The 13,100-nt window shown below is 52.2% G+C and carries 12 protein-coding genes; 4 read left to right on the top strand and 8 right to left on the bottom strand.

The window, feature by feature from the left end:
* Positions 1–135 precede the first annotated feature (135 nt).
* Entirely contained in the window at positions 136–981 is an 846-nt protein-coding gene (locus tag AC3RCL_RS12740) for a chemotaxis protein (protein WP_492535578.1), read from the bottom strand.
* A gap of 244 nt (positions 982–1,225) precedes the next feature.
* Here AC3RCL_RS12740 and AC3RCL_RS12745 point away from each other — a divergent pair, with 244 nt between their 5' ends.
* Together AC3RCL_RS12745 and AC3RCL_RS12750 are read left to right on the top strand one after the other, a co-directional pair.
* Positions 1,226–2,053 carry a sensor histidine kinase gene (locus AC3RCL_RS12745; protein ID WP_192571542.1) on the top strand — a complete coding sequence of 276 codons (828 nt, stop codon included), beginning with the start codon at positions 1,226–1,228 and terminating at the stop codon, positions 2,051–2,053.
* Complete coding sequence (locus tag AC3RCL_RS12750; protein WP_492535580.1) at positions 2,050–2,709, top strand: response regulator; 660 nt, start codon at positions 2,050–2,052, stop codon at positions 2,707–2,709. The genes AC3RCL_RS12745 and AC3RCL_RS12750 overlap by 4 nt, the downstream gene beginning before the upstream one ends.
* 78 nt (positions 2,710–2,787) lie before the next feature.
* Here the strand turns inward: AC3RCL_RS12750 and AC3RCL_RS12755 are convergent, their stop codons facing one another.
* The 3 genes from AC3RCL_RS12755 to AC3RCL_RS12765 all read right to left on the bottom strand — a co-directional run bounded on the left by AC3RCL_RS12755 (position 2,788) and on the right by AC3RCL_RS12765 (position 5,506).
* Complete coding sequence (locus AC3RCL_RS12755; RefSeq protein WP_015735863.1) at positions 2,788–3,135, bottom strand: hypothetical protein; 348 nt, start codon at positions 3,133–3,135, stop codon at positions 2,788–2,790.
* Positions 3,136–3,392: 257 nt separating this feature from the next.
* Entirely contained in the window at positions 3,393–5,099 is a 1,707-nt protein-coding gene (locus AC3RCL_RS12760) for an ABC transporter ATP-binding protein (RefSeq protein ID WP_015735862.1), read from the bottom strand.
* A 62-nt stretch (positions 5,100–5,161) separates the two neighbouring features.
* Complete coding sequence (locus AC3RCL_RS12765) at positions 5,162–5,506, bottom strand: hypothetical protein (RefSeq protein ID WP_096774160.1); 345 nt, start codon at positions 5,504–5,506, stop codon at positions 5,162–5,164.
* 220 nt (positions 5,507–5,726) lie between these two features.
* Between AC3RCL_RS12765 and AC3RCL_RS12770 the strand changes: the two genes are divergently transcribed.
* On the top strand, positions 5,727–6,206 hold the full coding sequence (locus AC3RCL_RS12770; protein ID WP_096774159.1) for a nucleoside deaminase: 480 nt from the start codon (positions 5,727–5,729) through the stop codon (positions 6,204–6,206).
* A gap of 44 nt (positions 6,207–6,250) precedes the next feature.
* On the opposite strand, the gene AC3RCL_RS12775 is transcribed toward AC3RCL_RS12770, so the two are convergent.
* Positions 6,251–7,033: an arylamine N-acetyltransferase family protein gene (locus AC3RCL_RS12775; RefSeq protein ID WP_096774158.1), complete on the bottom strand. Its 783-nt coding sequence runs from the start codon at positions 7,031–7,033 to the stop codon at positions 6,251–6,253.
* Between the two features lie 119 nt (positions 7,034–7,152).
* Here AC3RCL_RS12775 and AC3RCL_RS12780 point away from each other — a divergent pair, with 119 nt between their 5' ends.
* Entirely contained in the window at positions 7,153–8,799 is a 1,647-nt protein-coding gene (locus AC3RCL_RS12780) for a YcdB/YcdC domain-containing protein (protein WP_492535583.1), read from the top strand.
* A gap of 367 nt (positions 8,800–9,166) precedes the next feature.
* Here the strand turns inward: AC3RCL_RS12780 and gcvPB are convergent, their stop codons facing one another.
* Genes gcvPB through gcvT form a run of 3 tightly spaced genes read right to left on the bottom strand, consistent with a single transcriptional unit; the run spans position 9,167 to position 13,079 of the window.
* Positions 9,167–10,624, bottom strand: coding sequence for an aminomethyl-transferring glycine dehydrogenase subunit GcvPB (gene gcvPB / locus AC3RCL_RS12785; protein ID WP_277746165.1), 1,458 nt, complete (start codon positions 10,622–10,624; stop codon positions 9,167–9,169).
* The gene (gene gcvPA, locus AC3RCL_RS12790; protein WP_492535586.1) at positions 10,621–11,970 is read right to left on the bottom strand and encodes an aminomethyl-transferring glycine dehydrogenase subunit GcvPA; all 1,350 of its coding nucleotides are present in this window, start codon (positions 11,968–11,970) and stop codon (positions 10,621–10,623) included. The genes gcvPB and gcvPA overlap by 4 nt, the downstream gene beginning before the upstream one ends.
* Positions 11,967–13,079, bottom strand: a complete 1,113-nt coding sequence (gcvT, locus tag AC3RCL_RS12795; protein WP_492535587.1) for a glycine cleavage system aminomethyltransferase GcvT — start codon at positions 13,077–13,079, stop codon at positions 11,967–11,969. The genes gcvPA and gcvT overlap by 4 nt, the downstream gene beginning before the upstream one ends.
* Positions 13,080–13,100: the final 21 nt, after the last annotated feature.

Below are 13,100 nucleotides of genomic sequence, written 5' to 3' on the forward strand. Positions count from 1 at the left end.
TATAACAGCAGCTTTCTAAAGTGAAAAACATGCTGCCATCTTCGTCAACGTTGGAATTGGTGCTTAAGTTCATTCTATGATCCGATCATCATATAAGAGCAATGCCGCAAAGATCCTATGTCTTTGCGGCATTGCTTATCTAACCTGATTTATGCTTCGCCAGGTCGCTTCCAATTGCGAAGCGATATATTCGAGAATCGGTTTACTGTAGAAATATCCGCTGTGCGACAACGGATTCCAGCTTGTCAGCCAGTTACCCACGTTAACGGATATGTCTTGGCGTACCGTGCGGTCATACTCTTCGTTAATGCTTTTGAGGGGGTAAGCAAGGATATCGTCCTTATCATAGAAATTGACCCATTCACCCAGCAGATGTTCATAATAGAGCTTCAGCTGAGCTGAAGGAACCACGATCGGCTTGTCAAAGTCACGATAACGCATGCTCCACAGCGGCAAAGTGGTTCCGAGCGAATAGAACAAGGTCAGAAGTTCTCCTCGCTCCAGCGGTGCTTCGGGATTAACGACCAGACGATGCCCGCGGGAGGAAAATTGCAGATCGTAGAAAAAATTGCTGGCGATCACGGACCCCAAGCTATGGGAGATTACGCATAACGGAGCACGGGGGCCGGCTGACAGGGCAAGGCGGTGCAGCGCCTCGCTGATCGTCCGATGAATGGCCTCGTAGTTCTGATCTTCGGATTCCACGGGCTGATAAGCCACGGCATCCGCCAGATTGTTGATTACGTACTGCCGGAGGTGCTGATAACGTAAACGGTAAGGTTTAATGCTGCTGCCGATTAATTCATCCTCGCGTGCCGCAAAAACATCGGCCCAATGCACGGCCTCCATGGCCAACTGCTCATGCGGGATGCCGGAGGTCCGGGAGAAGGTGTCCCTCAAGTTTTTCATGAATTTATCCGCATAACTTTTCTTTTGTGTTCCCAATCCGTGTACAATGATCACTGCAATTTTTTGCGTCATCCAACTGCAGCCCCCTTCATCGGAAATGGAATGAATGGATATCTTTTACTCTTTATAAGCGATTAGCACTTGAATTGTAAATAGGTTATTACAGCACGAGAGAATCCGGTGATTATTCGTAGCTCTATTGAGTCATTCCGCTCATGAACGATTTTGGTTACAATGAAGGGATAACCAATGGTAACATGGTAGGAAGAAAGGCGGGGTCATTACATCACTTTTATATTGAAATAGGAGGCAGGGTATGTCTTATAAACAAATGAAATGGTTGATACTCATCATTCCAACCTTGACGATTGGCATATGGGAATATGTTCGCCATGAGTTCCTGCTGCCTTATATATCGATGGATCTTGGCAATCTGCTGGCACCCGTCATCGTTTTTTTGGTTTCCATACTGTTCCTTACCCAGTTATTTTCGTTGATTGAACGGAATCAAGAGGAGTTGAACCGATCGAGGGCATTGCAAGCAGCCATGCATGAACGGGAGAAGATCGGCCGGGAGCTCCATGACGGAATCGCCCAATCCTTGTTCCTGCTGAACGCCCAGATCGACCGAATCGAGAAGTCAGGCCGTACGGGGGACATTCCGTATCAGGAAATCAAGGAAAGCGTTCATCGTACCAACACCTACGTAAGAGAGGCTATTGCGAATCTCCGCTACCCGGCAGATCCGCAAGCCATTCCGTGGATGCACAGCATGAGCAGCCTGATCGAGGAAATCAAGCAGGAGACGGACCTGCATTTCGACATCAAGTGGGGAATTCCGGACGCCATGCTGTCAGCCAAAGAAAAGGTGGAGCTGCTGGCTTCGATCAGGGAATCTTTATTGAATATCCATAAGCACGCCGAGGCAAAACACGTCAAGATTACCGCGAATACAACGGATTCGGGCTGGCATTGCACTGTCACCGACGATGGAAAAGGCTTTGATCTGGACAAGCCGCTCGGCAGCAACCGGTATGGTATCAAAATCATGAAGGATCGGGCGGAGGCCATGGGCTGGAAGTTCAAGATGGAAAGGCGGCACGACCAGACGATTATCAACATCAGGAAGGAGAGCACAGCATGAACAGTCAACCTTTTCGCGTGTTAATCATCGATGAGAGCGATCTGGCAAGAGAAGGAATTCGCACCATTTTGAGCAGCGATCCGACCTTTGAAGTCGTGGCGGAAGGGCAAAGCGGTGAGGATGCCCTGGAACTGACCGAAATATGGATGCCCGATATCATCTTGATGGATATTCAGATGCCCGGCATGGGCGGTTTGGAAGCGACCAAGCGGGTGAAGGACAAGTTCCCTTACGTTAAGATCGTTATGGTCACGGTATCCGACGACATCGCCCATTTGTTTGATGCCCTGAAGCGTGGAGCCCAGGGGTATTTGTTAAAGAACTTGAATCCCGAATCATGGCACGAGTACCTGAAAGCCATTGCGGTGGACGAAGCACCGGTGAGCAGGGAACTCGCGTTCCGCATACTAAAGGAATTTTCGCAATACGACAAGCCGGACCCGAGCAAAAGCCCCTTAACGGCGCGGGAAAAGGAAATTCTGGGACTCGTCGCCGAGGGATTGTCCAACCGCGATATTTCGAGCGACCTTTGCATTTCCGAAAATACGGTCAAGAACCATTTGAAGAACATTTTGCAAAAGCTGCATTTGGAAAATCGGGTACAGCTGACCCGTTATGCCTTCGAACAAGGCTGGATGGGGAAGAGACTGCGATAACAAAGGTACTGATCGTCCGAAAAGGATGTCGGCGAAGAATGAATTAAGGCAAAACAGGCATCCGTGCGCCAGGGGCGCTCATTTCTGCTTCACCAGAAAGATCCCGAGCGCAATAATGCCGATCCCCGCCCAGTTTTTCCAGGTGGGAACCTCCTTCAGGAACAAGTAAGCCACGCCCAACGATATCAGGATCTCCAGACATTTGGAGAAGATCAACGTGTACCCCAGCTGATCGGTGGCTTTGTAACCAAAGCGGATCCCGTACCCGATGCACATATTGGCAATGACAAAGAGCGGAAGCATCCACAACTGAAACTGCAGGGTAGGCCAGAACAGATGCTGGATATGCTTGGTTTGGTACGAGAAGACCAGATTGATGATCGACAGTCCGCCGAAGAGCAAACCGACACTGTAGATATAAAACATATAGCCCTCCTGTAACGATGGTCTTTGTAGTACGCCATTAATGTTTCCCTGCGACAACTTTCTTATCCATGGACAATTTGCAAGGATCCTCTCAACAATATTCTGATTGCTCAAAATCAGCAGGATGCTTCTTATAGGTGCGCGGCAAAAAAAGGATGACTCCCTTTCGCTGGGAGCCATCCTTTTCAGTATTAATGCGGGATGTTCATTTCTTGCAGGCGAATCTTCATCCACAACCAAACCATTCATCGGCTTCATTAGTGAACTTGGTGAAGTCTGCTGTACGCACCGCCGGAGTGAATCAATTCCTGATGCGTGCCTTGCTCGGCAATGCCTTCCGAATTGACGACGATAATTCGGTCCGCGCTCTGAATGGTGGTCAGTCGGTGAGCGATCACTAGCGTTGTTCTGCCGACGGACAGCTCAGCCAGGGACTTTTGGATTTGCGCTTCCGTCTCCGTGTCCAGTGCCGAGGTAGCTTCATCCAGAATCAAGATCGGCGGATTCTTCAGGAACATTCTCGCAATGGACAGACGCTGCTTCTGGCCGCCGGACAGCTTAACCCCGCGTTCCCCGATGACCGTCTCCATGCCGTCCGGCAGGCTTCGGATCAGTTCATCCAACGAAGCGCGCCGTGCGGCTTCCCAGATTTGATGGTCGGTTGCATTCAAGTCGCCGTAGGCGATATTGTCACGGATCGTGCCGGAGAACAGGAACACGTCCTGCTGCACGATACCGATATGCTTGCGCAGGTTTTGCAATTTGATATTCCGGATGTCGATCCCGTCCACCGTGATCGAGCCCTGATCCACGTCATAGAAACGGGGGAGTAGGCTGCAGATCGTGGTCTTTCCGGCACCGGACGGCCCAACGAATGCAACCGTTTCTCCGGCACGGATCGTCAGGTGAATGTTATTCAGTATCGTTCGGGAAGGCTCGTACCCGAAGGTGACGCCTTCGAAGCGGATATCTCCCCGTACCGATGAAAGGGATACGGCATCAGGCACATCGGCGATTTCCGGCTCGGTATCCATGATTTCCAGGTAGCGTTTAAAGCCGGCAATGCCTTTGGGATAACTCTCAATAACCGCGTTGATCTTCTCGATCGGACGGAAGAAGATGTTGGAGAGCAGCAGGAATGCCATGAATTCGCCCATCTCGATTTTGCCTTGAATGAAGAACCATGCGCCGCAGATCATCACGAATACCGTGATCAAACGCATCAGCATATAGCTGACGGACGTGCTTTTTGCCATCGTTTTATAAGCCAGCAGCTTGGTGGCGCGGAACTGCTTGTTCTCTTCCTGAAACAGCTTATTCTCATGCTCTTCGTTCGCAAACGATTGAACCACGCGGATGCCGCCGACATTGTCTTCGATGCGGGCATTGAAATTGCCCACGTTTCGGAACAATTGACGATAGGTCGTGGTCATTCTGCCGCCGAACTTAATGATCAGCCATGCCATCAGCGGCACGATAATAAAGGTCAGCAGCGCAAGCTCCAGGTTGATGTAGGCCATCAAGGAGAAGGAACCGAGCAGCGTCATGACGGCGATGAACACGTCTTCCGGGCCATGGTGGGCCACTTCGCCGACGTCGTTAAGATCGTTCGTGATACGGCCCATCAGGTGGCCAGTTTTGTTGTTATCAAAGAAGCGGAAGGACAACTTCTGAATGTGGGAGAACATTTTCTCCCGCATGTCCGTCTCGATGTTGATGCCGAGCATATGACCCCAGTACGTCACGATATACTGCAGCGCGGTATTCAGCGCATAGATGGACAGAAGGACGATACAGGCAATCAGGATAAGCGGCCAATCCTGGCTGGGCAGCAGCTCGTCGATGAATTTGCTGACGGCAAGCGGGAAAGCAAGCTCCAGCAGTCCCGCAATGACGGCGCACGTAAAATCCAGTACAAAAAGTCCCTTATAGGGCCGATAGTATGAAAAAAACTTTCTAATCAAAAATCATCACGCTCCAAGTCCTACCTCTGTCATGGTTATTGGTTTATCAATGGCCTGGGCCATTATTGCTGGCCGTCCTGAGACTGCCTCGTATCATACAATTCAAAAGCCTGAATGTACTCCTGAATGATCTGGTCCACCGCTTTCAGCTCTCCGCTGACCACGTCCCGAATAGCTTGCAGGTCCGGATCATTGACCTGTTTCTTCAGGGTCTCCCGTTTCACAACCAGGTTGTCCAGAAAAGAGAGCGCACGTCCCCGGCGGAACGTTTGCGCCATCTTCCCGCCTTCCCTGCCGCCATGCCCTTCCTCGCGCCGTCTTCCGTGGCGTCCGCCTTGCCGGTGGCTGTCCCGGTCGCGATGCTCCGACCGGCTCTGGCCCGGCATAGGTGGTTCCTCTTGCCGCATGTAACCAACCTCCTTCAACCTCAAATGTATACGTTTGTATACCAATACTCGTGATTGTATACGTTTGTATACGGTTCGTCAATCCATTTTAGCGAAAAGGTTGGAAAATGAAGGAGATCGAAAGAAGATATGCTATGATGAGAGTTAGCCGCCCGGTCGATCAGGATGTTTGATTACGCACACCGGGAACGGGATGAACATGGGAAGGGAGCTGTACATAATGAATGATCATAATCATGAGTACTGGATGCATCAGGCGATTGCAGAAGCCCATCGAAACGTTCAACATGTGGAAGGAGGTCCGTTTGGGGCGATTGTGGTTAAGGATGGCCAAGTGATCGGCAGGGGCCGTAATTTGGTTACTGCGTTGAACGACCCTACCGCTCATGCCGAGGTGCAAGCCATACGGGAAGCCTGCCTGCATTTAGAGGATTTTCAATTGAAAGGTTGCACGATCTATACCAGCTGCGAACCCTGTCCGATGTGCCTGGGGGCTATCTACTGGTCAAGGCCCGATGCCGTTTATTATGCAAGCACGAAGCAGGATGCGGCCGAGATCGGGTTTGATGATCATTTCATATACGATGAAATCGCCATGCCGATGGATCAGCGTTCCATCCCCATGAAGCAGGTTCGGACAGCGGATTATTTGCTGCCATTCCAAGCGTGGAGCTCTGCGGAGCGAAAAATTGAATATTAATCGTAAAAACCGGGCTCCCTGCTAGGGGGAAGCCCGGTTTATTGTTATTTATCGATAGGGATACCGAAATAAGTATGAAGCGCTTCGGCATATTCCTGTGGATTTCCCGGTTTAAAGGTGTGGACGCCGCCGGACTTGTAGATTCTGAACTCGTCGTCATCCACGGTGTTTCTGCCTTCAGCGGTACGTATGGATACCCGGGCCGTTTTATTAAACGGTGAATCGGGGGCATGCTCGCACCAGAAGGAGGTGGTGATGAAATCTTTCGGTAGATTAGGTTCTTCCGTAAAAGAGAAGACCGGATCCCAGGCATCTTTTTTCCACTCCTCGAGCATCCAGCCATAAGCCTCGGTCTGAACCAGCCGGTAGGTTTCGTTCCCCTGGGTTTGTTCCAGGCCATCTACCAGCTCCAAAGGGTGGCGAGGTCCGGCGCCTCCCACTCCGACGTCGGCAATATATCGCTGGTCTTCGATATCCACCTGCAGGATATGGTGCCGCCGCTTAGCAGGCGTATCGGTCTCATCCCGCCAGAAGCGACCGAAGTAATGAGTGACCTTAAAGCCCAGTTCCTGCAGCAGCCAGCCAAACAACGCATTGAGCTCGAAGCAGTAGCCGCCGCGATGGCGGGTGACGATTTTATCGTAGAGATGGGGAATATCCAGGGACAGCGGAATTCGGTCAAGGATATCGAGATTTTCATAGGGGACGGTATGCACATGCTGCTCCTGCAGTCTGGCGAGCATATAAGCGCTGTTCACAATCGGGCCCGTATATCCTATACGATCAAGATACTGGTTAACATCCAGGCCATGTGTCGGGTTACTCATTCGATCACCGCATCTTTCGTAAATTGTCAGCTTGGTAGAAGTAAGCCGTATATAATTATATACTTTATATCATAAAATAGAGCTTTCTAATAGAGAAGGAGAAGGAGGCGAAGCGGGATATGACCATGGATATCCAGGCGCTCCGGTCAGCTGCAGGAACGATCACCCTCATTCCTGAGCATTATGAACTAGTTATGGAGGATAACACTCCTAAGGGGTTCGATGAAAAAGAGAGAACGTTTATCTGGGAGGACCCTCAATCCGAGAACAGCCGAATTGAAGTTTCATTAAGCCTGAAGACCGGTCAGCTGATAAGGCTTCAGATCGATCAAGAGCGTGATGATACGATATGGGGAAGCGCGATAGAGGCAGGACGCGCCATGGAGCAGGCAACCGACATAGCTAAAACCTTCATGATCCTGCGTCATCCGAATTATGCAGCGCTTACCTGGATTCGATCAGAGATCAAACGATACTATGTTGAGATTGAGTTTAGGGCCGAGGTCGGCGGAGTGCCGCTGCCGCGCTCCGGTTGTGTGATCAGGCTTGACGCCAATCTTAATATCGTGCTTTACAAGGCGGAAGAATTCCCGGGAATGGAGCTGCCGGTTTGGCCGGACAGGCTTGTTAGCGCGGAGGCTGCGAAGCAAAGGATCCTTCAGGATATGGAGATGCAGCCCATCATAACCACACTGTATCCCTCTATATATGACATGGAGGGGGAAGAGGATCAGCATCGGCTGGTGTATGAACCGATTCAGGGCCGTCGTAAGATCGATGCGGTTACGGGGGAACCCTTACATAACCTGCAGCATGATTTGCTGCCGCCGACTGTATCAATCACGCCTGCGGATCCCGGTAATTTAGATAACGCCTATACTGTTAAGCCTGTTCTCCCATCAAGGACCGGAACCGAACATTCAAGCCCAGATGAAGATTCAGATTTAATTCCATTCTGGGAGGCCCAGCTGGGCATTGATACGGAGCGGTATGTTCTGGATAAGCCCAGGGGAGACGATCAAAACCTGATTTTATTGTACTTTGATAAAAGCGATACGAACGAGGATGAAGCGGATCAATCGGCGACCGATCCGTTATCGGTGGACCGATATTTTGAACGGCGGTGGGGAAATACGCTTCGCAATCTTCAAGCAGCTTACATGATACATATCAATAAGGCCACAGGCAGCTTAGAGGCGTACCATTATAAACCTGAAAGCTCCGATGGAGAGACGGTGCTTTCTCGCGAGCAATGCTGGGAACGAGCAGAGCTGTTCTTGCAGAGATTTTTTCCGTCATACGCCAAGTATTTGCGGTTGGAAGTGAAATGGGATTGGGAAGCCGGGATAACGGACAGTGAGCAAGAGGGAGATGAGGGCGAAGCTGAGCCGCGGGATCGGGAATTCTTCCACTTGCCGCTATATATCGATCAATACCGGGTACGTCTGGAGCGTGTAAATATTTGCGTAAGCACGATTACGGGAGAAGTGCTTCTGTACCGCAGTGTGTCTCACGAGAAAATCCGTGAACTGGAGGCTTGCCAGTTTCAGGCTGCGGTTTCTGTCTCATCGGCGCTCGCACGATATGCGGAACAGCTGGATGTGTCGCTCAGGTGGCATATGGATGGTGATGACGGCACGGCACACTACCGGTTAATCTATGATCCCGTGCACAAGAGACGAGCCAAAACAGGAGTAAGCGTTTCAGAGTATCTTTTGGAATATATAGATGCCGTGAGCGGAGAACTGATATGGTCCAAATTGTGAGCCATTGAGCGATGCTGAATCGTTGGCATGGGTAGTACCAGGAATGACCGTAGGTTTATTGAGATAGATGCAAAGGGCCGGCCCAAGTCCCTAGGGTGCCAGAGCATCATATGAGGGCAAGTGGGGGCTGCTGCTGTATCTGAGATCCCACGGATGCATGAAATTATATTATGCAATTTAAAAAGGGTGTCCCTACAGCCGCTTGTGCGGTGAGGGACACCCTTTCTTATGAGATTAGAGAGCATGAAATTCAGAGACGTTCCACATCTAATCTTTAGCTTGCAAGAAAACAGCCGCTGTATGCGGTCTGGCTTCTCAGAAGGCATGTCGATAGCTGTTAAGCTATTATAACGGATCAACTCCTGCGCTATCCGCAGGTGCAGTTTAATACCGGTTTGCGCGCGGCCGTCGTTTCGTCGAGTCGCTTCACAACCGTGGTGTAAGGGGCGTTAATGACAACGTCAGGCGTAGACTCTGCTTCTTTTGCGATTTGGATCATCGTGTCGATGAAACCGTCCAGCGTTTCTTTGCTCTCCGTTTCGGTCGGCTCGATCATGATGCATTCCTCCACGTTGAGCGGGAAATAGATGGTTGGCGGATGATAGCCGAAATCGAGCAGCCGCTTGGCAACGTCCAGGGTTCGCACGCCGTACTCCTTCAGCTTTCTGCCGGACAGCACGAATTCGTGCTTGCATAGGCCCGGGTAGGCTACTTCGTAATAAGGAGCCAGACGATGCATCATGTAGTTCGCATTCAGCACGGCGAGCTCGGAGACGCGGCGAAGTCCTTCCGGTCCATAGGTGCGAATATACGCATAGGCACGAACCAGAATGCCGAAGTTGCCATAGAACGCCTTCACGCGGCCGATCGACTGGGGACGGTCGTAATCCCAGTAGAAGGTGCCGTCTTGGCGCTTGGACACGATCGGTTTCGGCAGGAACGGGATCAGCAGGCTTTTCACGCCGACAGGGCCTGCGCCGGGGCCGCCTCCGCCATGGGGTGTGCTCATCGTTTTGTGCAGGTTGAGATGGACCACGTCAAAGCCCATGTCGCCTGGCCGGGTAATTCCCATGATGGCGTTGGAATTGGCTCCGTCATAATACAGCAGACCGCCGGCGTCGTGCACGATTTCCGCAATTTCCACGATCTGCTCCTCGAACAGGCCAAGCGTACTCGGGTTCGTCAGCATAAGGGCCGCCGTATCCTCACCAACGACGGCGCGGAGGGCATCCAGATCCACCATGCCCCGTTCATTGGATTTAATCGTGATCGTGTCGTAACCGGCTACCGTTGCGCTGGCCGGGTTCGTGCCGTGAGAGGAGTCGGGTACGATGACCTTGGTGCGTTTCTCGCCGCGGCTCTCATGGTAGGCGCGAATCAGCATCAGCCCCGTCCATTCGCCATGGGCACCCGCAGCAGGCTGCAGCGTTACTTGATCCATGCCGGTCAATGCGGCTAGGTCGTTCTGCAGGGTATACAGCAGCTCTAATGCGCCTTGAATGCTTTCCTCAGGCTGGTACGGATGAATCTTGGCAAAACCGGCAAAACGGGCAACGTCCTCGTTGATCTTCGGGTTGTATTTCATCGTGCATGAGCCGAGCGGATAGAAACCGTTATCGATGCCGAAATTCCGTCGCGACAGCTCGGTATAATGACGGATGACATCCACCTCATAAACCTCCGGCAGTTCGGCCGGTTTGCTGCGCAGCAGGCTCTCCGGTATGAATGAAGCGGCGTCGGTTTCCGGTACGTCGCATTCGGGCAGGGAATAGGCGACGCGGCCGGGCTTGCTGAGTTCAAATATCAAGGCTTTTTCCGGTTTCATACAATCGCCTCCAATTCACCAATAAACTGGTCGATTTCGTCCTTCGTCCGCCGTTCGGTCACGGCGATCAGCATGCATCCATGAAGCTCAGGGTACGAAGAGCCAAGATCGTAACCGCCGATATAACCGGCCTCCAGCAGCTTCGAGTTGACCTCCTTCACGTTCGTTCCCTCAGGCAGCTTCACTACGAATTCATTGAAGAACGGAGAGCTGAATGGGAGGGATAGGGAGCCCTTGGCGACAAGGTCGGCAGCGTAATGGGATTTGCGCACATTCAGAAGCGCTGCCTCCTGCATGCCGGCTTTACCCAGCGTAGACATATAAACGGAGGCACACAGCGCGAGCAGCGCTTGGTTCGAGCAGATGTTCGACGTTGCTTTTTCCCTGCGAATATGTTGTTCCCGTGCCTGCAGCGTCAGCACAAAGCCGCGCTTACCGTCCTTATCGACGGTTTGGCCCACGATCCGGCCGGGAATGCGGCGCATCAGCGGTTCGGATACCGCAAAGAATCCGCAGGTCGGCCCGCCGAGAGAGGCGGGAATGCCGAGCGGCTGGGCATCGCCGACAACGATGTCGGCCCCAAGCACGCCAGGGGATTCGAGCAGCCCGAGCGACAGCGGGTTTACGCTCAGCACGAGCAATGCTTTTTGATCATGAACCAAGGGTTCGATCGATCTCACGTCCTCAATGCAGCCGAAGAAGTTCGGCGATTGCAGAAGCACGGCTGCCGTGTCATCCGTAACGGCAGCGGCGAGCGCATCCGGGTCGGTAACGCCGTTAACGATGCCGACTTCAACGACTTCCAGATCGAGACCGTGAGCCGAAGTCAGAACGATCTCCCGGGCTTCCGGGTGAACGGCTCGGGAAATAACGATTTTCTTTCGTTTGGTCGCCCCGCTGGCAAGCGCCGCTGCCTCAGCCAGTGCCGTTGAACCGTCATACATGCTGGCATTGGCTACTTTCATGCCGGTCAATTCACAGATATAAGATTGAAATTCAAAGATCGCTTGCAGCTCGCCTTGGCTGATCTCCGGTTGGTAGGGCGTGTACGCCGTGTAAAATTCGGAGCGGGAAATCACATGATTGAGGACGACGGGAATGTGGTGGTCATACAATCCGGCTCCGAGAAAGCTGGTATACCGGTCGAAATCGGCATTGCGATCCGCCAAGCGGCGCATATGCTTCAGCAGCTCTGGCTCGCCCAGCCGTTTCGACATCGGGAGGACGCCGTTGTATCGGACGGATTTAGGGATATCGGCAAACAGGTCTTCGATGGTCTCCGCTCCGACGGCGGCAAGCATGTCGGCCTGATCTTGATCTGTCATAGGCAAGTAACGATGCTTCATGATAAGGCAGCTCCTCTTTTATAGAATGGTGTCTTAACCACTTTGGCTTTTAATTTCTTACCGCGAATCTCGACCCATACCTCGGAATCCAAGCTTGCATAAGGGGTTTCGATCAAGGCCAATCCGAGATTTCGCTTAAGCGAGGGAGATTGAGTACCGCTGGTCACTTCACCGATCGGTTCACCATTACCGTTGAATACAGGGTAATGGGACCGCGGGATACCGCGATCAATAAGCTCAATGCCAACCAGCTTACGCGGCACACCGTCTTGTTTCTGCTGTTGAAGCGCTTCCCGTCCGATGAAATCGCCGCTGTCCAGCTTCACGAAATAACCGAGGCTGGCTTCAAGGGGTGAGATCGTGCTCGAAAGCTCCTGTCCGTACAATGGCAGTTTCGCCTCGAAGCGGAGCGTATCGCGCGCACCAAGTCCGGCCGGAATGAGTCCATGGTCTTCCCCCGCGGTTAACAGGCCTCTCCAGATATCCGGCGCATCGCCGGCGGAGCAATAAATTTCAAAGCCGTCTTCACCGGTATAACCGGTCCGTGAGAGCAAGGCGGCATGGCCGCATACTTGCGCGTTCTGAATAAAATGGAAAGAGGGGAGATCGCCGAGCGTCTCCGAGGTTGCCTTCGACAAGATGTTCTCGGCGGCAGGTCCTTGGAGTGCAATCAGTGCCGTCTCCGCGGATACGTTCCGGATGGCGACATCACCTGTGACGTGTTCATGAAGCCACTGAAGATCCTTATCGATGTTGGATGCGTTCACAACCAGCATGAATCGATCCGACGACAGTTTATAGACTAGCAGGTCATCGACCGTACCGCCGTTGTCATTACACATTAGCGTATACTGGGCCTGACCGACCGTAATTCGGGTGACGTCATTCGTGGTCATGCTCTGGATGAAACCTTCGGCGTCTTGTCCGCTGATCATAAATTCACCCATGTGGGAGACGTCGAACAGGCCGGCGTGCTTGCGTACGGCTTCATGTTCTTGCACGATGCCGGAAAATTGCACGGGCAATTCCCAGCCGCCGAAATCGATGCAGCGAGTAGAAGGAAAATCGGAATAAAGCGGGTAAAGCGGTGTACGTTGTAATGAACTCATCTCTTCACCTCTTTAATTGGC

Source organism: Paenibacillus sp. MT86, from assembly GCF_058792535.1.